This is a genomic window from Sphaerisporangium sp. NBC_01403 (genome assembly GCF_045040145.1).
Classification (GTDB): Bacteria; Actinomycetota; Actinomycetes; order Streptosporangiales; family Streptosporangiaceae; genus Sphaerisporangium; species Sphaerisporangium viridialbum.
In genome coordinates this window covers 4,648,946-4,674,413 of the sequence record NZ_CP109534.1, presented here as the reverse complement: position 1 = coordinate 4,674,413, position 25,468 = coordinate 4,648,946, and the positions used below count along the sequence as shown (strand labels likewise).

General features: G+C 72.0%; 24 protein-coding genes. 14 read left to right on the top strand and 10 right to left on the bottom strand.

Going from position 1 to position 25,468, the window contains the following annotated elements; genetic code table 11:
* Positions 1-4: 4 nt before the first annotated feature.
* Positions 5-1,636 carry an ABC transporter substrate-binding protein gene (locus OG589_RS21055; RefSeq protein ID WP_405151525.1) on the bottom strand — a complete coding sequence of 544 codons (1,632 nt, stop codon included), beginning with the start codon at positions 1,634-1,636 and terminating at the stop codon, positions 5-7.
* A 140-nt stretch (positions 1,637-1,776) separates the two neighbouring features.
* On the opposite strand from OG589_RS21055, the gene OG589_RS21050 reads away from it, so the two are divergent.
* Positions 1,777-2,808 carry a LacI family DNA-binding transcriptional regulator gene (locus tag OG589_RS21050; RefSeq protein ID WP_405151523.1) on the top strand — a complete coding sequence of 344 codons (1,032 nt, stop codon included), beginning with the start codon at positions 1,777-1,779 and terminating at the stop codon, positions 2,806-2,808.
* Positions 2,809-2,877: 69 nt separating this feature from the next.
* Here OG589_RS21050 and OG589_RS21045 read toward each other — a convergent pair whose 3' ends face one another.
* From OG589_RS21045 to OG589_RS21035, 3 genes are all read right to left on the bottom strand, one after another.
* Positions 2,878-3,489, bottom strand: a complete 612-nt coding sequence (locus OG589_RS21045) for a DUF4126 domain-containing protein (RefSeq protein WP_405151521.1) — start codon at positions 3,487-3,489, stop codon at positions 2,878-2,880.
* A 70-nt stretch (positions 3,490-3,559) separates the two neighbouring features.
* Positions 3,560-4,708: an NAD(P)H-dependent flavin oxidoreductase gene (locus OG589_RS21040; RefSeq protein ID WP_405151520.1), complete on the bottom strand. Its 1,149-nt coding sequence runs from the start codon at positions 4,706-4,708 to the stop codon at positions 3,560-3,562.
* A 116-nt stretch (positions 4,709-4,824) separates the two neighbouring features.
* On the bottom strand, positions 4,825-5,514 hold the full coding sequence (locus OG589_RS21035; protein ID WP_405151518.1) for an acyltransferase: 690 nt from the start codon (positions 5,512-5,514) through the stop codon (positions 4,825-4,827).
* Between the two features lie 182 nt (positions 5,515-5,696).
* Between OG589_RS21035 and OG589_RS21030 the strand changes: the two genes are divergently transcribed.
* From OG589_RS21030 to der, 11 genes are all read left to right on the top strand, one after another.
* The gene (locus OG589_RS21030; protein ID WP_405151516.1) at positions 5,697-7,367 is read left to right on the top strand and encodes a CTP synthase; all 1,671 of its coding nucleotides are present in this window, start codon (positions 5,697-5,699) and stop codon (positions 7,365-7,367) included.
* Complete coding sequence (locus tag OG589_RS21025) at positions 7,364-8,020, top strand: NUDIX domain-containing protein (RefSeq protein ID WP_405151514.1); 657 nt, start codon at positions 7,364-7,366, stop codon at positions 8,018-8,020. Before OG589_RS21030 ends, OG589_RS21025 begins: the two co-directional genes overlap by 4 nt.
* Before the next feature lie 42 nt (positions 8,021-8,062).
* On the top strand, positions 8,063-8,968 hold the full coding sequence (locus tag OG589_RS21020; RefSeq protein ID WP_405151512.1) for a site-specific tyrosine recombinase XerD: 906 nt from the start codon (positions 8,063-8,065) through the stop codon (positions 8,966-8,968).
* 91 nt (positions 8,969-9,059) lie between these two features.
* A complete protein-coding gene (locus OG589_RS21015) occupies positions 9,060-9,986 on the top strand; it encodes a ParA family protein (RefSeq protein WP_405151511.1) in 927 nt (308 codons plus the stop codon).
* Between the two features lie 34 nt (positions 9,987-10,020).
* Positions 10,021-10,923, top strand: coding sequence for a segregation and condensation protein A (locus OG589_RS21010; RefSeq protein WP_405151510.1), 903 nt, complete (start codon positions 10,021-10,023; stop codon positions 10,921-10,923).
* The gene (gene scpB / locus OG589_RS21005) at positions 10,913-11,518 is read left to right on the top strand and encodes an SMC-Scp complex subunit ScpB (RefSeq protein ID WP_405151508.1); all 606 of its coding nucleotides are present in this window, start codon (positions 10,913-10,915) and stop codon (positions 11,516-11,518) included. Before OG589_RS21010 ends, scpB begins: the two co-directional genes overlap by 11 nt.
* Positions 11,515-13,539: a pseudouridine synthase gene (locus tag OG589_RS21000; RefSeq protein ID WP_405151506.1), complete on the top strand. Its 2,025-nt coding sequence runs from the start codon at positions 11,515-11,517 to the stop codon at positions 13,537-13,539. Before scpB ends, OG589_RS21000 begins: the two co-directional genes overlap by 4 nt.
* 52 nt (positions 13,540-13,591) lie before the next feature.
* Positions 13,592-13,951 carry a chorismate mutase gene (gene aroH, locus OG589_RS20995; RefSeq protein ID WP_405151505.1) on the top strand — a complete coding sequence of 120 codons (360 nt, stop codon included), beginning with the start codon at positions 13,592-13,594 and terminating at the stop codon, positions 13,949-13,951.
* On the top strand, positions 13,948-15,042 hold the full coding sequence (locus OG589_RS20990) for a prephenate dehydrogenase (protein ID WP_405151504.1): 1,095 nt from the start codon (positions 13,948-13,950) through the stop codon (positions 15,040-15,042). Before aroH ends, OG589_RS20990 begins: the two co-directional genes overlap by 4 nt.
* A 100-nt stretch (positions 15,043-15,142) precedes the next feature.
* Positions 15,143-15,778: a (d)CMP kinase gene (cmk, locus tag OG589_RS20985; RefSeq protein WP_405152085.1), complete on the top strand. Its 636-nt coding sequence runs from the start codon at positions 15,143-15,145 to the stop codon at positions 15,776-15,778.
* Between the two features lie 58 nt (positions 15,779-15,836).
* Positions 15,837-17,288 (top strand): ribosome biogenesis GTPase Der, encoded by a 1,452-nt coding sequence (der, locus tag OG589_RS20980; protein WP_405151503.1) that lies wholly within the window; start codon positions 15,837-15,839, stop codon positions 17,286-17,288.
* A 62-nt stretch (positions 17,289-17,350) separates the two neighbouring features.
* Here der and OG589_RS20975 read toward each other — a convergent pair whose 3' ends face one another.
* The 6 genes from OG589_RS20975 to OG589_RS20950 form a co-directional block, all read right to left on the bottom strand.
* Positions 17,351-18,892 carry an MFS transporter gene (locus OG589_RS20975; RefSeq protein ID WP_405151502.1) on the bottom strand — a complete coding sequence of 514 codons (1,542 nt, stop codon included), beginning with the start codon at positions 18,890-18,892 and terminating at the stop codon, positions 17,351-17,353.
* A gap of 32 nt (positions 18,893-18,924) precedes the next feature.
* The gene (locus tag OG589_RS20970) at positions 18,925-19,656 is read right to left on the bottom strand and encodes an LppX_LprAFG lipoprotein (RefSeq protein ID WP_405151501.1); all 732 of its coding nucleotides are present in this window, start codon (positions 19,654-19,656) and stop codon (positions 18,925-18,927) included.
* A 153-nt stretch (positions 19,657-19,809) separates the two neighbouring features.
* Complete coding sequence (locus tag OG589_RS20965) at positions 19,810-20,148, bottom strand: TraR/DksA family transcriptional regulator (RefSeq protein WP_405151499.1); 339 nt, start codon at positions 20,146-20,148, stop codon at positions 19,810-19,812.
* Between the two features lie 106 nt (positions 20,149-20,254).
* Entirely contained in the window at positions 20,255-21,211 is a 957-nt protein-coding gene (locus OG589_RS20960) for a rod shape-determining protein (RefSeq protein ID WP_405151497.1), read from the bottom strand.
* On the bottom strand, positions 21,208-21,675 hold the full coding sequence (locus tag OG589_RS20955; RefSeq protein WP_405151496.1) for a TraR/DksA family transcriptional regulator: 468 nt from the start codon (positions 21,673-21,675) through the stop codon (positions 21,208-21,210). Before OG589_RS20955 ends, OG589_RS20960 begins: the two co-directional genes overlap by 4 nt.
* 503 nt (positions 21,676-22,178) lie before the next feature.
* Positions 22,179-22,550 carry a hypothetical protein gene (locus OG589_RS20950; RefSeq protein ID WP_405151494.1) on the bottom strand — a complete coding sequence of 124 codons (372 nt, stop codon included), beginning with the start codon at positions 22,548-22,550 and terminating at the stop codon, positions 22,179-22,181.
* 147 nt (positions 22,551-22,697) lie between these two features.
* Between OG589_RS20950 and OG589_RS20945 the strand changes: the two genes are divergently transcribed.
* The gene (locus tag OG589_RS20945) at positions 22,698-23,141 is read left to right on the top strand and encodes a hypothetical protein (RefSeq protein WP_405151492.1); all 444 of its coding nucleotides are present in this window, start codon (positions 22,698-22,700) and stop codon (positions 23,139-23,141) included.
* A 37-nt stretch (positions 23,142-23,178) separates the two neighbouring features.
* Positions 23,179-25,458 carry a protein translocase subunit SecD gene (gene secD, locus OG589_RS20940; RefSeq protein WP_405151491.1) on the top strand — a complete coding sequence of 760 codons (2,280 nt, stop codon included), beginning with the start codon at positions 23,179-23,181 and terminating at the stop codon, positions 25,456-25,458.
* Positions 25,459-25,468: the final 10 nt, after the last annotated feature.

The window sequence follows — 25,468 nt, the reverse complement described above, 5'->3', positions numbered from 1 at the left end:
GGTGTCAGGCCGCGCCAAGGCTCGCCGCCCACGGGTAGTACAGGTAGACGAACGACGCGGGGACGCCGGTCACGCGCTTGTTGAGGAACAGCCGGACCGACGGCGCCGCGATCGGGATCCACGGCGTCTGCTCCATGACCTTCGCCTGGAGGTTCGCGACGAGCTTGGCCCGCGCCGTGTCGTCCGTCGCCGTGGCCGCCTGCTCGATCAGGCTCTGCGTCTCCGCGTCCTCGTAGCCGTTGAAGTTCTGCGATCCGCCCTTGGCCGCGATGGTGCGCAGGAAGGCCAGCGGGTCGGGAATGTCCATGTAGTTGGTCGTCATGAAGCCGTCGTATCCGGCGCGCGCCTTGGCGTCGGAGAAGAAGGCGCCGTACTGCGCGCTCGGCACCCCCTTGGGCTGGATGGTCAGGCCGAGTTCGCGCGCGGCGTTGGACATCTCCGACAGGATGTCGGCGTAGAACTGGCGCTCGCTGGGGTAGGCGATGGTGATCGGCGCGCTGCCGGGCGTGGCCCCCGCGAGGGTCTTCTTGGCCTCGTCGAGGTTCTTCTTGGTGTCCGGCAGGGCGTCGTACGCGGGCCCGAACACGTCGTCGCCGTACGTCCACCCGCCCTTCGGCACGATCGACCTGGACGCCTGGGCGGTGCCCGCGAACACGGTCTGGGCGATCGCCTCGCGGTCGGTGGCGAGCGCGAGCGCCCGGCGGACCGCCGGGTCGCCGAGGGGCCCGTTGCCGGTGCTGATGACGGCGATCATCTGAAGTGACCTGCCGAGGTAGAGCTTGCCGTTCTTGGAGGCCGTGAGCCGGTCCACGGCGCCGACGGGGACGTCGTAGGAGCCGTCGATGGCGCCGGTGTCGAGCGCGCTCGCGATGGCGCCGGGGTCCACGATGAACTGCAGGTCCAGCTGCTTGGTCTTCGCCTTGCGCTGCGCGTCCCAGTAGTCCTCGTTGCGCTCCAGCGAGATCTTGGAGCCCTTCTCCCACGACGAGAGCTTGAAGGGCCCGGTGCACATGACCGACCCCTCGGGCGTGCCGTACTTGGCGCCGGCCTTCTCGCGCTGCTTCCGCTGGACGACCACGCCGACCGGCGTGACCATGTACGAGTTGATCGTCGCGTCCGCCTTCTTCAGCCGGATCGTGACCTGGTCGTCGCCGGTCTTCTCGATGGACGCGATGTTGCCGGTGATCTGGTCCGACGCCCAGTAGCTGCCTTCCTTGGGGTCGAGGTGGCGCCGGAGGCTGAACACCACGTCGTCCGCGGTCATGGGCTCGCCGTCCCAGAACCGCACGCCCTGGCGCAGCGTGTAGACCAGGGTCGTGGGATCGGGGGTCTCGACCTTCTCGGCCAGGTTCGGCTTGACCGAGTAGTCGGGGTCCAGGCGCATCAGGCCCTCGCACAGGTTCGCGACGACCGTGTTCTCGGGATAGTTGAACGCCTTGATCGGGTCGAGCGACGCGGGCTCGCCGAAGGGCAGGTTCCAGCTCGCCTTGTCGAGTTCTCCCTGCGCCACCGGGGTGGTGACGAGGAGGTCGTCGAGCTTGTGGTCGTCGACGGCGGGAGCGGTCGTCCCGCCGCTGCAAGCGGCGAGCCCGAGGCTGAGCGAGGCGGCGAGGAGCGCCGCCACACGGATACGCATCTGATCCTCCGAACACTGCGGGGGTTTGTCCATCTATGCGCCTATACGTGGCTCTTTCGGCGCGGTAAGCGGCGACGCTATCGCACAAAACCTTTTAGTAAAAGGTTTTGGGGACTCCGATCGCGCTCTACGCTTTCCCTATGCCGGACCAGGAACCCCGAGTGGGGCGCGCGACGATCAGGGACGTCGCCCGCGAGGCGGGCGTTTCCGTCACGACGGTGTCCCACGCGCTGAACGGCAAGGGCACCGCGTCGGAGGCCACGCGGCAGCGTGTCCTCGCCGTCGCCGACCGCCTGGCCTACCGCGCCCATCCCATGGCACGCGGCCTGCGCAGGGGGCGCACCGGCGTGCTCGCCCTCGACATGCGCCCGCTCGACGCCATCGGGTCGTACCTGCCGGTGGGCGTCGACTACTTCGTGCGCTTCGCCGGAGCGGCGGCGGTGACGGCCCTGGACCACGGCCTCGGGCTCATGCTCGTGCCGGACATGACCCGGGCGGACCTTCCTCAGGCCGCCCACGGCGTGGACGGCTATGTCGTCGGCGACCCGTTACGCGACGACCCCGTCCTCACCCGGCTCCTCGACGCGGCCGTACCGGTCGTGACCGTGGGGCGTGACCCCGGGCGGCCGGAGTTCGCCGACTGGGTCGGCCCCGACGACGCGGTGGAGACCGAGCGCGTGCTCGACCTGCTCGCCACGCGCGGCGCGCACGACATCGCCCTGCTGGCGGGCACCGACGACAACGCGTGGAACGTCGACTCCGAGAGGGCCTACCGCGCGTGGGCGCGGCGCCGGCGCATGCCCGCGAGGGTGCTGCACGTCCCCGAGGCGGCGGGCGAGGACGGCGGGCGCGACGCCGCCCGGCGGCTGCTGACGGGCAAGCGGCGGCGGCCCGACGCCGTCTACTGCCAGACGGGCCGGCACGCCGCCGGAGTCCTGGCCGAGGCCCGGCGGCTCGGCGTGGAGGTCCCCGGCGACCTGCTGCTCGCGGCCGGCTCCGACGCGCAGCAGACCCGCCTGGCCCAGCCCGCGATCACCGCGCTCGACCTCGCCCCTGAGGAGACGGGCAGGGCGGCCGTCGAGCTGCTCATCGCCCGCCTCAACGGCGACGCGACGCCAGGGCCGGTGATCGTCCCCGCGCAGTTGCACGTACGGGCGTCGACCGCCCGCTAGCCATATCGACCACGTACGGGCGGCGGCTCCGGCGCGGGTCAGGGGCGCTCGCCGCCGGGCGGAGCCGCGTCAGGTGGGCTGAGGGTCGCGACGGAGGCGTTCGTCACGGCGGGCCCTGCGCCTGCGCAGGGTGCGGATCACCCACCAGGCGGGCACGGCTAGCACGACCAGCGCGACGATCACCAGCACGGGGAAGAAGACGGCGATCAGGCTCATGCCGAGCGATCCGGCGTCCTCCACGGTGCTGACCACGGGAGCGCCGACGCCCGCCGTCGAGACGTTGACGACCGGCCGGGCCGAGGCCTTCATGACGTGCACGGCCAACGCCACGCCGATGCCGAGCACCCAGCTCACCCAGGGGTTGTGGCTCATCCAGGTCGAGTGGTCGAGCTGCGAGGCCGCCTGGGTGGCGCTGAAGACCACGCCGCCCGCGGCCGGCCGCACCGCCGTCTGGATCATGTCGTTGACATGGTCGACCACCGGCACCTTGTCGAGCACGACCTCGGCGAGCAGGAGCACGCCGATGATCGCGATCACCCAGCCGTTGGTCAGCCACGCGTAGTCCTGCGGCAGCCGTACGACGTCGGTGAAGTTGGCCAGGAGACCGACCACGAGCAGCGGGATGTAGGCGTTGAGCCCCGCCGCCGTGGACAGCCCGAGGCCGGTCAGCGCCGCGAGCATCGCACCTCCACAGTCCTTGCTTCCTGAAGAAGAAGACGAAGGAGCAGATGCCCTGCGTTCCCCGGACCAATCAGGATCGGGTGATCTCGCTCACGCGTTCGACCGCCGAGGTGAACTCCTCGATCATCTCGTACACGACCTGGCTGGCCGGCTTGACCTGGTTCAGCTGGCCGACCACCTGGCCGACGAAGTAGTTCGCCAGCTCGCGGGCGCCCGGCTCGCCGCTCTCCGCGGCCTTCCCGATGCGGGCGAGCGCGCCCTCGGCGAGCAGCATCTGCAGGGGCATCGGCAGCGCCCCGGGGCTCTCGGTGGCCTCGTCCCACTCGGTGGTCCAGGCCGACACGAGCTGCCTGGCCGGCTTGCCCGTACGCGACCGGGAGCGCACGGTGTCGAGCGAGGTGGCGTCGAGCATCTTGCGCTTGACCACCGGGGGCGTCTCGGCCTCCTCGGTGGTGAGCCAGACCGAGCCGCACCACACGCCCTCGGCGCCGAGCGCCATGGCGGCGGCCATCTGCCGCCCGCTCGCGATGCCGCCGGCCGCGAGCACCGGCAGGGGCGCCACGGCGTCGACGACCTGGGGGACCAGCACCATCGTGGACACCTCGCCGGTGTGGCCGCCGGCCTCGGTGCCCTGGGCGACGATCAGGTCGGCCCCGGCGGCCACCTGCCGCCGGGCGTGCTCGACCGTGCCGACCAGCGCGGCCACCGGGACGCCCGCGGCCCGCGCCCTGTCGACCATGACGGGCGGCGGCGTGCCGAGCGCGCCGGCGATCAGGCCGATGGGATGCCGCAGGGCGACGTCGATGAGCCCCGTGGCGCCCGAGTGCGTGACCCTGCGCCCGATCTCGTCGGCCTTCGGCGCGGGCGGCCCGGCCTGCCCCGCCTTGAACGTCTTGTCCGAGCTCACCCCGTACTTGGAGAACAGGTGGGCGACGAAGTCGCGGTGGACCTCGGGGATGAAGTCCAGGAGGCGGGCGCCGGGCTCGGAGACCGACCGGTCGATCTTCCCAGGGACCAGCACGTCCACCCCGTACGGCCGGCCGCGCACCTGCCTGTCGAGCCAGGACAGCTCGCGGTCGAGCTGCTCGGGGGAGTAGGCGACGGCGCCGAGCACGCCGAACCCGCCCGCGTTGGTGACCGCCGCGACCACGTCGCTGCAGCGGCTGAACGCGAACAGAGGGAACTCGACCCCGAACCTCTCACAGATCGCCGTCCGCATGCCGTGACCGTAGCCCGCGGGGCGCGGCGCGGTCCAGATCACCGGCGGCGGCTGTCCCGCCCCGGACAGCGAGGCTCGAAGGCGGTCGGGTTGCAAGGGGATCCGGCGCCGGACGGTCAGGCTCCGGGCAGGAGCGCTCCGAGCGGGCTCGGCTCCCCGCGCGGCTCCGGGCGCGGCTCTCCGCTCGGCTCTCCGTCCGAGGCCGGAACGTGCCAGCCCTCCTCCGGCGAGTACCGGCGGACGACCTTCGCGGGGACGCCGGCGATGACGCAGTGGTCGGGGAACTCGCCGCGCACGACGGCGCCGCCCGCGACGACCGACTGCCTGCCGATGCGCGTGCCGGGCAGGATGATCGCGCCGGCGCCGAGCCAGGAGCCCGCGCCGATGGCCACCGGGTTGTTGCGCGGCCACTGGCGGCCGATGGGCATCTCGGGGTCGTCGTACACGTGGTTCTGGTCGGTGATGTAGACGTAGGGGCCCGTGAAGACGTCGTCGCCGATGTCGATGGACTGGTGGCCCACGATATGGCTGCCCCTGCCGATCGAGCAGCCCCCGCCGATGCGGACGATGGAGTCCGGGCCGAGGTCGACGCCCGGTCCCATCCCCGCCGAGATGGAGACGCGCTCGCCGACCAGCGTGTGGTCGCCGATCTCGATCCACGCCTCTCCGAAGATCGCCCCCTGGGGGAAGGACAGGCATGTACCCTCGCCGAGGTGGCGGAACCGGTACCCGGCCGGAGTCTTGGGGGTGACCGCGCCGGTCGCGCGGATCGCGGCCCAGAAACGGTGGATAAGACCGCCCAGCATCCGGCGTAGTGCATCACGGGGTGACATAACCGGAAAAGTTACTCCGTGGTTAGGATGCTGGGAACGGACGCCCGGGGGATGTTCGGGCACTTCGCAAGCGTCCTTTGATATTCTGAGAGCCCGTGGACACGCGGTCGCCCGTCGGGACGGCCACGATCACAACGGACCACGGGAGACCCTCCTTGCGCAGCGCCGCAAACACCAAGCATCTGTTCGTCACCGGAGGCGTTGCCTCCAGTCTCGGCAAAGGGCTCACAGCCTCAAGCCTGGGGCGCCTTCTGAAGCTTCGCGGCCTGCGGGTCACCATGCAGAAGCTGGACCCCTACCTCAACGTCGACCCCGGGACGATGAACCCGTTCCAGCACGGTGAGGTATTCGTCACAGACGACGGAGCCGAGACCGACCTCGACGTCGGCCACTACGAGCGATTCCTCGACACCGAGCTGCACGGCTCGGCCAACGTCACCACCGGCCAGGTCTACTCGAACGTCATCGCCAAGGAGCGGCGCGGCGAGTACCTCGGCGACACCGTGCAGGTGATCCCCCACATCACCAACGAGATCAAGGACCGCATCCGCGGCATGGCCGGTCCCGAGGTGGACGTGGTCATCACCGAGGTCGGCGGCACCGTGGGCGACATCGAGTCGCTTCCGTTCCTGGAGGCGGTACGCCAGGTCCGTCACGAGGTCGGCCGCGACAACGTCTTCTTCCTGCACGTCTCGCTCCTGCCGTACATCGGCCCGAGCGGCGAGCTGAAGACCAAGCCCACCCAGCACTCGGTCGCCGCCCTGCGCAGCATCGGCATCCAGCCGGACGCCATCGTCTGCCGCTCGGACCGGCCCATCACCACCTCGCTGAAGCGCAAGATCAGCCTGATGTGCGACGTCGACGAGGACGCCGTCGTCTCGGCGATGGACGCCCCCAGCATCTACGACATCCCCAAGGTGCTGCACTCCGAGGGCCTGGACGCCTACGTCATAAGGCGCCTCGGCCTGCCCTTCCGCGACGTCGACTGGCACGAGTGGGACCAGCTTCTGCGCCGGGTGCACCGCCCGGCCAAGGAGGTCACGATCGCGCTGGTCGGCAAGTACATCGACCTGCCCGACGCCTACCTCTCCGTCACCGAGGCGCTGCGCGCGGGCGGCTTCGCCTGCGACGCCCGCGTCAACATCCGCTGGGTCAAGAGCGACGACTGCGAGACCGTCGAGGGCGCCGCGCGCGAGCTCGACGGCGTGGACGGCGTGCTCATCCCCGGCGGGTTCGGGGTACGGGGCATCGAGGGCAAGGTCGGCGCGATCCGGCACGCCCGCGAGCGGCAGATCCCGCTGCTCGGCATCTGCCTCGGCATGCAGTGCATGGTCATCGACGCCGCCCGCAACCTCGCCGGCATCGAGCAGGCCAACAGCACCGAGTTCGACCCCGACACGGCCGACCCGGTGATCTCCACCATGGCCGACCAGGAGGACGTCGTGGCGGGCGAGCGTGACATGGGCGGCACCATGCGGCTCGGCCTCTACCCGGCCAGGCTGGCCGAGGGCTCGATCGTCCGGCGGCTGTACGGCTCCGGGAGCGCCGATGAGCGCCACCGCCACCGCTACGAGGTCGGCAACGCCTACCGCGAGCGGCTGGAGGAGGTCGGCATGGTCTTCTCCGGCCTGTCGCCCGACGGCCGCCTGGTCGAGTACGCCGAGCTGGACCCCGAGGTCCACCCGTTCTTCGTGGGCACCCAGGCGCACCCGGAGTTCCGCTCCCGTCCCACCCGGGCGCACCCGCTGTTCAGCGGCCTCATCGAGGCCGCGCTGACGTACGCCGACGTGCGCGAGAGCGTGACCAAGGCCGGGAGGGGCGCGTGAGCGCCTCGGGCCAGGGCCCCGCCGCCAGGGGGCTGACGGCGGAGGACGTCCGCGACGTGCCGGCCTCCTGGGAGGTGCTCGACTCCAAGGAGCGGTTCAGGGGCCACGTGATCTCGGTGCGCACCGAGACCGTGCGCATGCCGGGGGACGAGGTCGCCGACCGCGACTACGTCGTCCATCCCGGCGCCGTCGCCGTGGTGGCGCTGGACGAGGACGACCGGGTGCTGCTGCTGCGCCAGTACCGCCACCCGGTGCGCAGGCTGCTCTGGGAGCTGCCCGCCGGCATCCGCGACATCCCGGGCGAGCCGCTGGTCGAATGCGCCGCGCGCGAGCTGGCCGAGGAGGCGGGCTACCGGGCGGCGACCTGGCACACCCTGGTCGACGTCTACAGCTCGCCCGGCATGACCGACGAGCGCATCCGCGTCTTCCTCGCCCGCGACCTCTCGGAGATCCCCGAAGAGGAGAACGGGTTCGTGCGGCGGCACGAGGAGTTCGACATGCCGGTTGTGTGGATACCCCTGGCAGAAGGGGTGAACAGGGTGCTGGCGGGAATGATCCACAATTCACCGGCCGTCGCGGGTATTCTCGCCGCGTACGCCGCTTTGTCGGACGGTTTCGCCGCCCTGCGTCCCGCCGACGCCGAGGAGGCCTGACAGGAGGTCCCCGTCCTGAGCCCCTACGCCGACAACGAGGCCGTGCTCGCCGGATACCTCGCCCACCTGTCGGTGGAGCGGGGGCTGGCGGCCAACACGCTCGCCTCCTACCGGCGTGACCTCAGCCGCTACCTCCGCCACCTGCGCTCGCGCGGGTGCGTGACCCTCTCCGACGTGGCGGAGGCCGACGTCCTGGCGTTCCTCACCGCCCTGCGGGAGGGCGACGAGCATCACCCCGCCCTGGTGGCCAGCTCGGCCGCCAGGGCCGTCTCGGCCGTGCGCGGCCTCCACCGGTTCGCGGTACGCGAGGGCGTCTCGGCGCACGACCCCGCCCACGAGGTGCACCCGCCCAGCAGGCTGCGCCACCCGCCCAAGGCCATCGGGGTGGCCGAGGTGGAGCGGCTCATCGCCGCCGCCGGCCCGGAGGACGCGCCGCTCACCCACCGCAACCGGGCCCTGCTGGAGGTGCTCTACGGCACCGGCGCGCGCATCTCCGAGGCCGTCGGGCTCACCGTGGAGGACGTCGAGGCCGAGAACGTGCGGCTGCGCGGCAAGGGCGGGCGCACGCGGGTCGTCCCCCTCGGGAGGTTCGCCCGCGAGGCCCTCGGGGCGTACCTGGCGTGCGCGCGCCCGCTCATCTCCGCGCACGGGCGCGGCACCGCGGCCCTGTTCCTGAACGCCCGTGGCGGGCGCCTCACCCGCCAGGGGGCCTGGGAGGTGCTCCAGTCGGCCGCTGAACGGGCGGGCCTGGCCGGGGTTTCCCCGCATATGTTGCGCCATTCGTTCGCAACTCACCTCCTCGACGGAGGAGCTGACGTTAGGGTTGTCCAGGAACTGCTCGGCCATGCCTCGGTGGCGACCACCCAGGTCTACACGCTGGTCGGCGTCGACAGGCTCCGTGAGGCGTACGCGGCGGCCCATTCCCGGGCTCGGCATCCAACTTCATAGCTCTAGGGCGCGTCGCCTTGCCGCATACGTGCCGACCCCATAGTGTCCGTCCGGACGGTCCGGTTCGGGGCCGTCAGGGAGGTTCAAGCTGGTGACTGCGACCACAGACGCTTCTATCCGGGAGGTCCCCGGTGCGCCCGACGCATCCTGGGGCGAAACCAGGAACGAGGGCATTCTGGGTCCAACCGGGCGTCCGCGCCCTGTCTTCCCCGACCCGGTAGCCCCCACCACGCACGGTCCCGCGCGGGTCGTGGCGATGGTCAACCAAAAGGGCGGCGTCGGCAAGACCACCACGACGATCAACCTCGGGGCCTCGCTCGCCGAGTGCGGCCAGCGGGTGCTGCTGGTCGACTTCGACCCGCAGGGCGCCCTTTCGGTGGGCCTGGGCATCGACCCCCGCCCGCTGGAGTCGACCGTCTACGACCTGATCATGGAAGAGCCCGACGTCACCGCCGAGGACGTGCTGCTCAGCACCAGCGTCGAGGGCATGGATCTGCTGCCCAGCAACATATTCCTGTCCGGCGCGGAGATCAGGCTCGTCAACGAGGTCGCCAGGGAGTACGCCCTGGGCCGGTCGCTGGAGCCGCTGCTTCCCCACTACGACATCTGCCTCATCGACTGCCAGCCGTCCCTCGGCCTGCTGGCGGTCAACGCCCTGACCTGCGCCCACAGCGTGATGGTGCCCCTCGAGTGCGAGTTCTTCGCGCTGCGCGGCGTCGCCCTGCTGATGGAGTCGATCACCAAGGTCCAGGAGCGGCTCAACAAGAACCTCGAGATCGACGGCATCCTGGCCACCATGTACGACCCGCGCACGCTCCACGCGCGGGAGGTCCTCGCCACGATCATGCAGGGCTTCGGCGACAAGGTCTTCCACACGGTGATCAACCGCACCGTCCGGTTCCCCGACGCCACGCTGGCCGGTGAGCCGATCACCCAGTTCGACCCGGCGTCCATGGGCGCCACCGCCTACCGCGAGCTGGCCCGCGAGGTCCTCGCCCGGTGGTCGCAGGACGACTGAGCGCCACCGCGCCGACGTGCGGGACAATGGGGCGGTGACCGATCAGCCCGCCACCGGCCAGGCGCGGCCCGAGGCCTTCCAGGTGCACCTGGAGGTCTTCGAGGGGCCGTTCGACCTGTTGCTCGGGCTGATCTCCAAGCACAAGCTCGACATCACCGAGGTGTCGCTGCATCAGGTGACCGACGAGTTCATCGCCCACATCCGCTCGATGGGCCCCGAGTGGGATCTCGACCTGGCGAGCCACTTCCTGCTCGTCGCGGCCACGCTGCTCGACCTGAAGGCCGCGAGGCTCCTGCCCACCGGCGAGGTGGAGGACGAAGAGGACCTTGCCCTGCTGGAGGCCCGTGACCTGCTGTTCGCCCGCCTCCTGCAGTACCGCGCCTACAAGGAGGTGGCGAAGGTCTTCGCGGGCCGCATGGCCGAGGAGGCGCTGCGCTTCCCTCGCGTGGTGCCGATGGAGCCGCGGTTCGCCGGCCTGCTGCCCGAGCTGGTGCTCGGCATCGGCCCTGATCGCCTGGCCCGCATCGCCGCCCGGGTCTTCACGCCGAAGCTCCCGCCATCGGTCTCCACCGCCCACATCTATCAGCCGGTCGCCAACGTCCGCGAGCAAGCGGCTATCCTGGTTGCACGGCTCCGGCGCATGCGCACGGCCACGTTCCGGGCCCTGACCGCCGACTGCGCGGGCACCTTCGAGGTCATCGCACGCTTTCTCGCGGTCCTGGAGCTCTTCCGGGAGGCCGCGGTCTCCTTCGAGCAGATCGAGCCGCTCGGGGATCTGCACGTGACCTGGACCGGTGCCGACGACGGAGACATCGCGGTGGCCGACGACTACGACGAGGGCTCCCCGGGCGACGACGTCCCGGAGGGCCATGAGAGCCGGCCGGGCCCACCGGGCGCCGGCAGCCGAGAGAGCGAAGATGCAGCCGATGAGTCCTGAGGGCAGCGAGGACACCGGGGACCCCGAGGTCGCCGACGAGACCGCCGAGGCCGAGCCGAGCCTGCGGGCGGCTCTCGAGGCGATCCTGCTCGTGGTCGACGAGCCGGTCGCCGAGGTCACCCTGGCCCAGGTGCTCGAGCGCCCCTCGCGAGAGATCGCCGAGGCGCTGACGGCGCTGTCGGCGGAATACACCGCCGCGGGGCGGGGTTTCGATCTCCGGGAGGTCGCCGGAGGCTGGCGTCTGTACACGCGGGCCGAGTGCGCCGCCCTGGTCGAGCGGTTCGTCCGTGACGGGCAGCAGACCAGGCTGACGCAGGCCGCCCTCGAGACCCTCGCGGTCGTGGCCTACCGCCAGCCGGTGAGCAGGGCCAGGGTCGCCGCCGTCCGGGGCGTCAACAGCGACGGCGTCATGCGCACGCTGACGGCGCGCGGGCTGGTCGAGGAGGCCGGCACCGACCCCGAGAGCCAGGCGATGCTCTACCGCACGAGTTCGTACTTCCTGGAGAGGCTGGGGCTGCGGAGTCTCGAAGAGCTCCCCGCGCTCGCCCCGTTCCTCCCCGACGACGTGGAAAACCTAGAGGAGCAACCGAAGTGAACAACAGGCGTGGTACCCCGTCCGGTGATGGACGCGGTCGAGGACGCGGCGGCGCCGCAGGCGGTGCCTCAGGCGCGAGGGGAGGTGCCGGGTCCCGAGGTGGCTCCGGCGGCTTCCGTGGCGGTGGCGGCCCGCGAGGAGGCGCTCAGGGCGGCTCCTGGGGCGGGTCCCGCGGCGGGAGCGACCGCCGCGACGCCTTCCGCTCCGACGAGCGTTCCGGCGCGTCCGATCGCGGAGCCTACGACCGCGGCTCCGCCTCCTCTTCCCAGAGTTCGAGGGGACGCTACGGCAGGCCAGGCGGCGACGACCGCCGAGGCTCCTTCCGCGACGACCGCGCGGGCTCTCCCGGCGGCGACCGCGGCGGTTCGTATGGTGACCGTCCGTCCGGCGACCGTCCGTCCCGCAGTGGTTCGTATGGTGACCGTCCGTCCCGTGGCGGTTCGTACGGCGACCGGGCGGGCTCGTCCCGTGGCGGTTCGTACGGCGACCGAGGGGGCTCGTTCCGCGCGGGCCCGTCCGGCGGCGACCGCCCCACCTTCTCCCGCGACGACGACAGGGGTTCCTTCCGCGAGGGCCGGGGCGGCTCCCGCGAGCGGTACTCCGCTCCCGGCGGCGACGAGCGCCGAGGCTCCTTCCGCGACGACCGCGCGGGCTCTCCCGGCGGCGACCGCCGTGAGTCCTTCCGCGACGACCGTGGCGGGTCCTTCCGCGACCGGGCGGGTTCTTCCCGTGGCGACCGTGGCGACCGTGGCGGCTCGTCCGGCGGCGACCGCCCCACCTTCTCCCGCGACGACGACAGAGGCGCCTTCCGCGCCGGCCGGGGCGGCTCCCGCGAGCGGTACGGCAGGGACGAGACCGGCCGCGACCGTCCGGTCCGCGAGGAGGGCCGCTACTCGGGCGACTCCAGGAGCGGCTCCCGTGGCGGCTACGACCGGGGCGACCGGCGCGACGAGGTGCAGACCATCGGGCGCACGGAGAGTCCCTCCCGCGGCAGGTACGGCCGTCCGGAGCCGGGCCGCGCCGGTGGCAGGCCGGGCCGTACGGGCGGCCAGGCGGGCCGTTCGGGTGGCCAGGCGGGCCGTTCGGGTGGCCAGGAGGGTCGCGGCGGGGCCCCGGCCGGCCGGGGCAAGGCGACGCGCGGGGGAGCCCCCGCGGCCCGCGGTGGGGGCTTCGCGGGGCGCGGCCAGGCGGCCCGTCCCGAGCGCCCGGCGGCCTTCAAGACCTCCCGGCAGCCGCTGCGCGACCCCGACTTCTTCCCCTCCGACTACGTCGACGAGCGCGACACCACCGAGGTGCCGGACGGCATCCGCTTGCAGAAGGTCCTCGCCCAGGCGGGCGTGGCGGCCCGCCGCACGTGCGAGGAGATGATCGGCGAGGGCCGCGTCACCGTGGACGGCCAGGTCGTGCGCAGGTTCGGCGCCCGGGTCGACCCCGCCAAGCAGGTGATCCACGTCGACGGCAAGCGCATCCCGACCGCGCCCGACCTCGTCTACTTCGCGATCAACAAGCCGATCGGCGTCGTGAGCACGATGTCCGACCCCGAGGGGCGCCCCGCCCTGTCCGACTACGTGGCCGACCGCACCGAGCGGCTCTTCCACGTCGGGCGTCTCGACACCGAGACCGAGGGCCTGATCATCCTGACCAACGACGGCGAGCTGGCCCACCGGCTCACCCACCCCAGCTTCGGCGTGCAGAAGAAGTACTGGGCCAAGGTGCCCGGGCCGATCCCGCGCGACCTGGCCCGCCGCCTGAAGAGCGGCGTCGAGCTGGAGGACGGCGTCGTCAAGGCCGACGACTTCAAGATCGTCCAGGAGCACGGCCAGCAGGCGCTGGTCGAGATCGTGCTCCACGAGGGCCGCAAGCACGTCGTCCGGCGGATGCTGGAGCAGGAAGGCCACTCCGTGATCGACCTGGCCCGCATCGAGTTCGGGCCGGTCAAGCTGGGACGGCTCAAGCCGGGCACGGTGCGGTCGCTCACGCTCAAGGAGGTTGGCGACCTTTACGCCGTCGTAGGAATGTAATCTGTCCGAAAAGCCAGGCTTGCGTGGGGCGGCTGGGTCAGAAGGGGATGACATGGTGCGGGCAATCCGGGGTGCCACCCAAATCGACTCCAATGATCGTGAGGCGATCCTCGTCGCGGTGACCGAACTGGTCAGCGAGGTCATGGAGCGCAACCGCCTGACCACCGACGAGGTGATCAGCGTGATCTTCACGGCCACGCCCGACCTCACCGCGGAGTTCCCCGCGCTCGCCGCCCGCAAGCTCGGCTTCCACGACGTGCCGCTGATCTGCGCGAGCGAGATCGACGTGCCGGGCGCGCTGCCGCGCGTGGTGCGCCTGATGGCCCACGTGGAGACCGACCGGCCCCGCCATGAGATCCAGCACGTCTATCTCCGCGGGGCCGTCGCCCTGAGAGTGGACATCGCCCAGTGAGCGACCACGCGACCGGTGTCCGGAGCGTCCTGGTCGTCGGCACCGGCCTGATCGGCACCTCCGTCGCCCTCGCCCTGCGGGAGCACGGGGTGACGGTCAAGCTCGCCGACCAGGACTCCCGGGCCGTCCTGCTCGCGCGTGAGCTCGGGGCGGGCGAGGAGTGGGCGCCCGGGGCCGAGCGGGTCGACCTGGCCGTGATCGCCGTGCCGCCCCAGTTCGTGGCACAGTGGCTGTTCGACCTGCAGAAGACCGAGGCCGCCCGGTTCTACACCGACGTGGCCAGCGTCAAGGCGCTGCCCATCACGCAGGCGGCCCATCTCGGCTGCGACATGAGCACCTACATCGCGGGGCACCCGCTGGCCGGTCGCGAGCGGTCAGGTCCCGCGGCGGCGCGCGCCGACGTGTTCCTCGGCCGCCCCTGGGCGTACTGCCCGGGTCCCGAGACCTCGGCGGAGGCCGTCGAGGCCGTCCTGTCCCTGATCGGGCTGTGCGGGGGCAACGCCGTCGAGGTCGACCCGGTCGCGCACGACGAGGCGGTCGCCCTGGTCTCGCACGCCCCGCACGTCGCGGCGTCGGCCATGGCCGCCCGCCTGGCCGACGCCTCCGAGACCGCGCTCGGCCTCGCCGGGCCGGGGGTGCGCGACGTCACCCGCGTCGCCGGGGGAGACCCCGGCCTGTGGACCGTCATCCTGTCGGGCAACGCCCGCCCGGTCGCCGAGATCCTCGAGGCCGTCGCCACCGATCTGTCGGCCGCGGCGGCGGCCCTGCGCGCCGTGTCCGTCGACGACGGCGCGGCCATCGGCAGGGTCACCGAGCTCCTCAAGCGGGGCAACGCCGGTCAGAGCCGCATACCCGGCAAGCACGGCGGCCCCCCGAGGTCGTACGCCGTGGTCCAGGTGCTCGTCGGCGACCGTCCCGGCGAGCTGGCCCGCCTCTTCCAGGCGGCCAAGGACGCCGGGGTCAACATCGAGGACGTCCGCCTGGAGCACACTCCCGGCCTGCTCCTGGGCGCCGCCGACCTGTCCGTCCAGCCCGAGTCGGCCGAGGTTCTCGCCGAGGCCCTCCGCGCGCACGGATGGCACGTCCCGTAGGGGCGACGATGCCCGGGTGGTGGACGTTTCCCGGTAACCTCTTTGCGGACAACTCAATCGGGACGCAGAGGGAGAGGCCGTGACCGCACTGGTCGTCGCCATGGACGGCCCTTCGGGGTCGGGCAAGTCGAGCGCCTCGCGCGGAGTGGCGCGCGCGCTCGGGTTCCGCTATCTCGACACCGGGGCGATGTACCGCGCGATCACGTGGTGGATGCTCGAGCACGGCGTCGAGGTGACCGACCCTGCGGCGGTCGCCGCCAGGGCCGCCGAGCCCGTGCTCGTGATCGGCACCGACCCCGAGGCGCCCGGCGTCACCGTCGACGGCGTCGACGTGGCGGTCCAGATCCGCACCCACGAGGTCACCTCCGCGGTCAGCGCGGTCAGCGCGGTCCCCGAGGTCCGCGGCCGCCTGGTCGCCGAGCAGCGCGCCATCATCGGCGAGGGCGATATCGTTGTCGAGGGCCGGGACATCGGCACGGTCGTGGCCCCCGGAGCGCCGGTCAAGGTCTACCTCACCGCGAGCCCCGAGGCCCGCGCCCGTCGCCGCACCGCCGAGCTGAGTGGCACGACGGTTGAGGCGCAGCAGGCCGAGATGGCCCGCCGTGACACCCTGGACTCGACGCGTAAGGCCGATCCTCTGGTGATGGCGGCCGACGCGGTCGAGCTCGACACCACGGAGCTCAACCTCGAAGAGGTCGTCTCCGAGGTCCTGAGACTTGTGAAAGAGCGCACCTGACCGGTGACGCCGCGAGGCGGGCGTAAGACGCCCCGCCCCGTCGAGCCGCTGGAGATGAGTGAGCACAAATGGAAACGGACGTGACGTGACGGGGGAGTACGGCGACGAGGGCGGCTGGATCGAGGCCCATATCGCGGAATTCGAGGACGACGGCGTTCCGACCGAGGAGGAGCCGGATTCCGGTCCCCTCCCGGTGGTGGCCGTGGTCGGGCGTCCCAACGTGGGCAAGTCCACGCTGGTCAACCGCATCATCGGCCGCCGCGAGGCGGTGGTGGAGGATGTCCCGGGCGTGACCCGCGACCGCGTGACCTACGAGGGCACGTGGCGAGGCCGCAGGTTCACCCTGGTCGACACCGGCGGGTGGGATCCCGACGCCACCGGCATGGCGCTGCGCATCGCCGAGCAGGCGCAGATCGCGGTCGAGCTGGCCGACGTGATCCTTTTCGTCGTGGACGCGACGGTCGGGGTCACCGACGCCGACGAGACGGTGGCCGCGGTGCTCCGGCGCTCGGGCAAGCCCCTCGTGCTGGCCGCCAACAAGGTCGACGACCAGCGCATGGAGCTGGAGGCCACCTCGCTGTGGTCGCTCGGGCTCGGCGAGCCGCAGCCGGTCTCGGCCCTGCACGGCCGTTCCAGTGGCGACCTGCTCGACATCCTGCTGAACGCCATGCCGGAAGCGCCGCCGCAGCGCTTCGGCGCCGAGCGCGGTCCCCGCCGCATCGCCCTGGTCGGCAAGCCCAACGTCGGCAAGTCCTCCCTGCTCAACAAGCTGGCGGGCGAGGAGCGCGTGCTGGTCGACCCGATGGCCGGCACCACCCGTGACCCCGTCGACGAGCTGATCCAGCTCGGCGGCAAGCCCTGGCGCTTCGTCGACACCGCGGGCATCAGGCGCCGCGAGCGAGAGCTGCAGGGTGCCGACTTCTACGCGGGCATGCGCACCAAGGCCGCCCTGGAGCGGTCCGAGGTCGCCGTGGTGCTCATCGACGCCTCCGACGTGCTCACCGAGCAGGATCTGCGCATCATCAGCATGGTGATCGAGTCGGGCCGTGCGATGGTGGTGGCGTTCAACAAGTGGGACCTCGTCGACGAGGACCGGCGCTACTACCTGGAGAGGGAGATCGACCGCCAGCTCGTCCGCGTCCCGTGGGCCCTGCGCGTCAACATCTCCGCCAAGACCGGGCGCCACGTCGAGCGGCTCGTCCCGGCGATCGAGCGCGCCCTGGACTCCTGGAGCACCCGCGTGTCCACGGGCCGGTTGAACACCTTCCTGGCGGAGCTCGTGGCGGCCACGCCCCCGCCGGTCCGCAGCGGCAAGCAGCCGAAGATCCTCTTCGCCACCCAGGCGTCGATCGAGCCGCCGAAGTTCGTGCTGTTCACCTCGGGCTTCCTGGAGGAGACCTACCGCCGCTTCATCGAGCGCCGCCTCCGCGAGGAGTTCGGCTTCGCCGGCTCCCCGGTCGAGGTGACCATGCGCATCCGCGAGAAGCGCGGCGCCCCGAAGAAGAAGTAACCCCCCTGCGCTGACGGGACCCCATGGCCTTCGTGGGGTCCCGTCGCCGTTCTCGCCCGGGACTACGCCGAGCGGCGGGGCAGGGCGAGGGCCACGATCGCGCCGATGCCGCAGAGGACCGCCGTCAGCAGGAAGATCTCGGTGTACTCCGTGTGCAGGGCCTCGCTGACCTTGGCGGTGTACGCCGCGAGGCGCCGGGCGTACTCCGCGGGCTCGACGCCGAACGGCAGCGGGGTGTCCAGGTGCGCGGTCAGCGACTGGAACCGGTGGAAGCCCCAGGCGGAGAGCGCCGCGACGCCGAGCAGCATGCCCATCATGCGGGCCACCACGACCGAGGCCGAGGCCACCCCGTGCCGTCCCGCGGGCGTCACCCGGAGCACCGCCGAGGAGATCGGCGCGATCACCGCGCCGAGCCCGAGACCCGCGATGACGAGGTCGACGTCCACCCGGGGGAGCCCGAGGGGATACTCAGCGGCGGCCAGGCCGACGGGCCACCGGGAGATCAGTGCGTAACCGGCGCAGGCCACCGCCAGCCCCGCCACGGCGACGACGCGCTCGCCGTACCGGCGGGCCAGCACGCCCCCGGCGAAGGCCGCGACGGCCAGCGCCACCAGGAACCTCGACAGCACCAGCGCCCCGCCCACGGTGTCCTCGCCGAGCAGCGTCTGCGCCGTGAGCTGCACGTCCACCAGCGTGACCAGCAGCGCGGCGCCGGTGAGGAAGCTCGCGGCGAGCGAGGCGAAGAACGGGCCCTTCAGCACCCCCGACATGTCCACGAGCCTGGTCTCCGAGCGGAGCTCCCACCCGACGAACAGGACCGCGGCGACCACCCCGGCGGCGATGGCCGGCACGCCCCACGAAGGCAGCACCGCCTTGTCAGGCTCGGGGTTGTAGAGCCCGGCGACGAGCAGGCCCAGCGCCAGCGCGAGCAGCAGGCCGCCCACGACGTCGATGCGCGCCCGAGGCCCGCTCTTGGGCCGCGGCCGGGGCACCGTGCGGTGTACGGCGATCGCCGCGAGGAGCGCGAGGGGGAGGTTCACCCAGAAGATCCCGCGCCATCCGACCAGGGCCGCCAGCCCGGCGCCGTACAGCGGGCCGAGAACGCTTCCCAGCTCCTGCGCGGCGCCCACCGCTCCGAGGGCCACCGGGCGGGCGTGCTCGTCCCACAGGTCGCCGACCAGGGCCATCGTGATCGGCAGCAGCGCTCCGCCGGCGATCCCCTGGAGCGTACGGCCGGCCGTCAGCATCGGGATCGACCCCGCGAGCGCCGTCACCGCGGAGCCCGCCGCGAACCCGGCCAGGCAGGCGTGGATCAGCGGTCGGCGCCCGTACCGGTCGGAGAGCTGCCCGAGCAGGGGCATCGCCGCGATGTATCCGAGCAGGAACCCCGTGACGACCGGCGTGGCACGTTCGAGGTGGTTGAGCGGCACCCCCACGTCCTTGGCGATGTCGATCAGGACGGTGACGACGACGTAGGCGTCCAGCGCGGCCAGCAGCACCGCGGTGCCCCCGACCCCCAGCGCCACGCGACGGGTGCCGCCCGGCCCGGGTACGGGCGTCTCCGCGGAGGCGGCGCCGGCGACGGGATTGGAGGGGCTGGTCACAGGGTCACCTCACCGGCTCGTTGATCATCGGGCTACTTCGGCGGGGCGGTGATCGTGACGGGGGCGTCGTAGTCGCCGAAGGTGACGACGACCGTGCCCGCGTTGGCGCCGCCGCCTATGGGCAGGCCGGCCTTGAGCAGGCGGTTCGTGGCCTTGTCGATCCACACCTGCCCGTTCACCCCCTGGTTCACGCCGGGCACCAGCGCGGTGATGACCTGCTGCGACAGGGCCACCGCGACGCGGTAAGCGTCCACGCCGCCGACCTGCTCCTCGGCCTCGGTCCTCGGGTCGGACGCGGTGGCGAGCAGATGCGCCACCCCCTTGTCGGGGTTGAGGATGGCCGACGGGTCGTAGATGCCGGCCAGCTCCTTGCGGGTCATCGTCTGATATCCGCCGGTGGGGCCCTTGAAGTACACGGTGTCGCCCGTCAGGACGAAGTTGAGCTCCTGGAGGTTGCCGAGCACGTCGATCTGGAGCGTGCCCTTGGCGTCGCCTTCCTTGGTCAGCGAGCCCTCGGCGTGCTTGACCGGGACGGGAGGCTTCCCCTCGGTCGCGATCGTGAAGGCGACGGTCCTGACCGACCGCATCGCCTCCGAGGACTTCTTCACGAGCTCCTGCCCGCTGGGCAAGGCGGCGGCACTCGGGGACGAGGTGCACGCGGCGACCAGGCACAACGAGGCAAGGAGCAGCGCCAGGATCCGCGGCGCGCGAGCACCGGGCACGCGGAGACCGGGCGACCAATGGATGAGCGACCTTTTCGACACAGCCCGGATGCTAGCGATCGCCGGCCGTACGACAGCACTTTTCGCGGGTATCGGTTTGGGGTCGCCCCTGGCTCGTCCGCCCGCTGTGGTGCGGCGGGCGGGCGAGCCAGGGGCATTGGGGGATGCTTCGGCCGGAGTTCGAGTCCGAGGCGGTCAGCGGGACTCGTGCCGCAGCTGGCAGGCCATGCAGTAGCGGCTGAGCGGCCTGATCTTCAACCGGTCGAACGGGATGCCCGAGCCGCAGCCGGCGCACCGGCCGTAGGTTCCGTCGTCCACCCTGCCGAGGCCGTGCCGGATCTCCGCGATGACGCGGCCGGTGGCGGCGATGTCGGCGAGCACCTCCTGCCGCGCGTCCTGCACGTCGCCGTTTTCGATCGAGGCCTTCAGATCGCTCAGCTGGGTGGTCCGCCACACCAGCTGCGACTCCATCTCCTCCCTGAGGACACGCATCTGCACTGCACTGAGCCGGGTCATCTCCCCGTTGGTCGTCATGGTTCCGGACCCCTTTCGAGAAGGTCGTACTGCTTAGGGAAGCCTTCGTGCGCGTATTCGCCCGTGGCGGGCGAGCACCCGCGGACGATCACCATTCCTGAGGCCCTCATCGCATCTGCCCGGCGATCAAGGCGGAGAGAGATGGCAGACACAGGCGGGCCAGTCCTCTGACGGTCGCGTGCGCGGGCTCGGGCGCCGTGCTGACGGCGATGCGAAGCTCCGCACAGAGATGACTGGCCAGCTTCGGCCGGTTCGCCCCGCCACCCGTGAGGAGGAGGCCTCCCTCCCTCGCGCTTCTCCTCAGATGCGGTGGAAGCCGCGCGAGAAGCTCGGCGACCATCGCCGTGACCCGTTCACGGACGTGCGCCGGTTCGTCGCCGTCCGCCTGTTGGCCGTGCTGCGCCGATCCGTCGTAGTGTGCCGGTCCGTCGTGGTGTGCCGGTCCGTCGTGGTGTGCCGGTCCGTCGTGGTGCGCCGGCCCGTCGTGGTGCGCTGGTTCGGCACCGTGCGCCGGGTCGTCGGGCTCGGGGACGGCGGTGGCCTGCACGGCCCCGGCGTCGGAGATCTCGCCCTGCCGGATGAGGACCGCCTCGATGATTCCCCCGCCGACGTCGAGCAGCAGCCGGGGGCGCGGGTCGGTGACGTCGAGCCCGCAGCCGATGGCGGCGGCGAGAGGTTCCTCGACGATCACGACCGGGCATCCCGCCGCCGTGCTCACGGCCGTACGCGCGACCATGCGATCGAGCGCCGAGGCCGTCACAGGAACCCCGAGCACGACGCGCTCCAGCGGCCAGGCGTCGTACGGCGCCCTGGTGCTCAGCACCCTGCGGGCCAATCGCGAGCACGCCGCCCCGTCCTTGACCATTCCGTGCCTGACCGGCCACAGCATGTCCGCGAGCAGCGAGACCGCGCCGTCGGGGTTCTCTCTGGCCATGCCGGCCAGTACGGCGGACGGCTGGTCCACGATCACGGCGTCGCCGGACAGCAGGGTCCGGGTGCGGGAGGTGCCCAGGTCGAGAGCGGCGAGACGACCGGTGCTCGCGCGACCGCCGGCGGCCCTCATGCCGTCGACCGAGCGTGTTCGGCCTCGCCGCAGGCGGCGCACCTCTGCTGGTGCGGAGCGCGCAGCAACTCCTTCAGCGGGATGAACGCTCCACACTGCTTGCAGGTGCCATAGAGCCCGCGGTCCATCCGCTCGATGGCGGACTCGATCTCGATGACGTGCAGACGCACCTGCCGGAGGGGCCCGCCCACACCGCTCCCGGAGCCGCCATGGTCGCCCGGCGCCGTCCCGGAGCCGCCAAGGCTCCTCCTGGAGTAGCTCAGGGCGTTTCCTGCGCCGTTGGGTGCGCCTTCGGAGCCCGGGGCGGCGGCTCCGTCGTGCCCGGGCTCCTGCTCGGTGAGCCGTCGCAGCTCGGCTCTGGCCACGACGAGCCGTTCCTCCAGCAGCAGGCGGAGCTCCTCCAGCCGCGTGACGTGCCGCTGGTAATCCTCCATGAGGCTGTGCACGGACTTGATCTCGGCCATGACGGCATGACTCCTCACTTGACGGATGGGCGACGCCCGCCCGCCCGGGGCCTGAGGCGGCCCCCGGGCGCGGCACGGCGCGAGTCGGGTACGGAGGGGTACGGACCTCGCGTGATACGCGGGCCCGATCGGACGTTGAAGGAGCCGGATACCGCGCAGGTCCCACCGGTCCCGAGGATCGCGCGGTGAGCGGATCCCGGTTCAGGTGAGCGCGGCTGACAGTTCGGACGCGTCGGTTGAGATCAGCGGACCTGACTGTTCAGATGCGTTCGGAAACGTGTTGGTTCAGACCAGTGGACCTGTGGTTCACGGTGAGCCGGAATCCGGGACCTGGCGGCTCAGGGCTGGATGCGGCCTTCCTGGCCCGCCGCCCCCCGGGCGCAGGCGGAAGAGGCCGCGAGCACAGGGCGTGGTGGACGACACGCGTGTGGATCGGGCTACGCGGTCGGGTGACCAGGTACGCCGTGCGCATCGCGGCACGTCAGCGGGAGAACCGGCTCCGGCTAGGCCTGGGGCGGGCTGCGGGAGCCCGCGGTGCGATGAGCGGTCTGCTGGGGACTGCGGATCGCATCGGGATCGGGCCACGTGGAGACGAGGACCGGCGCCGGCGCGGCCATCTCGGGCGCCGGCGAGTGGCGGAGCCAGTGGGCCGGCGGGTGCTCCTGGCCGGGAGAGGACATCGGCGGCGTGGTCGACGTCTCCACGATCCAGCCCGTGGGCGCCCACACGTCGGTGGCCACGCCGGAAGACTGCTCACCAGGGCCGTTCTCGTACCAGGCCGGGGTGAGGGCGACCAGTGTCAGGGCGAGCAGAAGCAGGCCCACCACCGATGTGAAGGCGGTGGACCCGTGCGCGCTTCGCCCCCAGGTCGCCATGCTGCCGACCATAGCCCAGCCCGGCGAAAAGAGCACATGTCTGCTCCGCGGCCCGGTGACCCCTTGACCGGGCGTGCCCGGGTCCGGTGCGGCGCGGGCCATGGCCGTACCGGGTACGGTGAAGCCCAACCCGGGAGAGGAGGGGTCGTGCGGACCAGATCGCCTGCCGCGTTGCTCCTCCTGCTGTTCTCGATCTTCCTGGTCGTCGGCGGGGCCCCGGCGGCCACCCTCGCGGCTCCCGCGCATCACCCTGTCGCCGCTTCCGCGAACCCCCAGCCCAGCGTCCCCGCACACCTCACGGTTCCCGCGCGTTCCTCGGGCGCGGTTTCCGGGGGCGCGACGCGGCCGGCGATCTCGAAGATTCGTCAGGTCCCCGAGGACGAGCGGTTCCTTCCCGTCGGCACCGGGCCCGGGTTCCGGCTGGGAGCCGGTGGGCAGGCCCCGCACGGGGGTCTGGCCGCGGTCCCCGCCGCCTCGCCGTACCACGGGCGACCTCACGCGGCAACGGCCGCGGTGGCTCGCCTTGAAGCGCCCGCGCAGCCGAGCCTCACGGTGTGCCCGGCCCGGGCGCCACCCTCCACAGCGCTCTGACACATCCCCCATTTCGACAAGCCTGTGGAGGCTTCCCATGTCACGTGCGCCCAAGTGGCGTGCGGTGATGGCGCTCGCCGTCATCGCGATATCGCTGGTGCCGCTCCTGACCATGGCCCCGCGCCTCGGTCTGGACCTGCGCGGCGGTACCCAGCTCGTCTTCGAGACGAAGGACTCCCCGACGGTCAAGGCGGACGCCGCCGCCGCGGACCGTGCCGTCGATGTGCTCCGGCGCCGGGCGGACGCGCTCGGCGTCGTCGACCCCACCCTGGTGCGGTCCGGAGAGAAGAGGATCATCGCCGAGCTGCCCGGCGTGCTCGACCCCCGCCAGGCCGCCGAGGTGATCGGCAAGACCGCGCAGCTCATGTTCCACCCGGTGCTCGGCGTGGCCGAGGCCGGCGATCCCACCGCCGAGCCAGACGGTTCCGAGGCGGGGGATTCCGTTGTCAAGGCGGATGAGGCCGGGCAGCGGCTCAGGCTCGGCCCGCCCGCCGTCAGCGGCGAGGGCGTGCAGGACGCGGCCGCGCGTAGCGACCCGCAGCAGGGGCTGGGCTGGTTCGTCACCGTCGAGTTCCGTGACGCCGGTTCCTGGCAGCGGCTGACGGGGGCGGCGGCCTGCGAGCCGGTCGGCGACCCCCGGCGCCGGGTCGCGATCGTGCTGGACGACAAGATCATTTCCTCGCCCCAGGTGGACCCGTCCGTACCCTGCCGAACGGGTATCCCAGGCGGTTCCACCCAGATCACCGGTTCCTTCACGCACGAGGAGGCACGGGATCTGGCCGTGCTCATCAAGGGCGGCGCGCTGCCCGTGCCGCTGGAACTCGTCGAGCAGCGCACGGTCGGCCCGACGCTCGGCGCCGAGGCGATCGAGGCCAGCGCCAAGGCCGGGATCGTCGGCGTGGCACTCACCGCCCTGTTCATCGTGGTGGTCTACCGGCTGGTGGGCCTGCTCGCCGCGATCGCCCTGGGCGCGTACGGCCTCATCTCGTACGCCGCGCTGGTGGCGCTCGGTGCCACGCTGACGCTGCCCGGCCTGGCGGGGTTCGTCCTCGCCATCGGCATGGCCGTGGACGCCAACGTGCTGGTGTTCGAGCGGGCCAGGGAGGAGTACGCCCAGGCGCCGGGGCGGGGCCTGAGGTACGCCCTCGACCGCGGTTTCAAGAACGCCTGGAGCGCGATCGCCGACTCCAACATCACCACCCTGCTGGCCGCCGGCCTGCTGATCTGGCTGGCCTCGGGACCGGTCAAGGGCTTCGGCGTGACGCTGGCCATCGGCGTGCTCGCCTCGCTGATCTCGGCGATGATCATCACACGCGCCCTCACCCAGATGGTCATCGGCAGGATCGGCCCCCGCCTCTCCGGCCTCGGCTCGACGGGGCGGCTCAGGCCCTGGCTGGCCAGGCGGAAGCCGGATCTGATGGCGGGCGGGCGGCTCTCGCTGGCCGTGGCGGGCGTGGTGCTCGTGGCTGCGTCCGCCGGGCTGGTGGCCCGGGGGCTGAACTTCGGCGTCGAGTTCACCGGCGGGCGGATCGTGGAGTACGCCACGACCGGGCAGGTCAGCCCGGACGTCGCCAGGCAGGCGGTGCGGGACGCGGGGTTCCCGTCGGCGGTCGTGCAGACGTCCGGCGACGCGATCTCCGTACGCACCGGGCAGATCGGCACCGAGGACGTGGCCCGCATCGAGAGCGCGATCGAGGCGAAGGCCGGAGAGGTGACCAAGCGGCGTGACGAGCTGATCGGCCCGAGCCTCGGCGAGGAACTGCGGCGAAACGCGCTCATCGCCCTCGGCGTGGCGCTGGTGGCCCAGTTGCTGTACCTGGCGGTGCGGTTCAGGTGGACGTTCGGGGCGGCGGCCGTGCTGGCGCTCGTCGTGGACGGGGCCGTCGTCCTCGGCGCGTTCGCCTGGCTCGGCAAGCCGGTCGACGGCGTCTTCCTGGCCGCGATGCTCACCATCATCGGCTACTCGGTGAACGACAAGGTCGTCGTCTTCGACCGGGTACGCGAACTGTGGGCGGGGCGGCGCACGGCGCGGTTCGCCGGCGTGGTGAACGACGCGATCCTGCAGACCGTGCCGCGCACGGTGAACACCGGCATCGGGGCGCTGTTCATCCTCATGGCGCTGGCGGTGTTCGGCGGGGACTCGCTGCGGGACTTCGCGATCGCGCTGCTCATCGGCATCGTGACCGGCACGCTGTCCTCCGCGTTCGTGGCGGGGCCGGCCGCGATCGAGCTGGAGAGGTTCAGCGACCGACCGCCTCCCCAGCCCGCCGAGCGGCGCGCGCCCCAGCGCCGTGAAGGATCGGGCGCCGTGGTGTGAGCACGGCCGT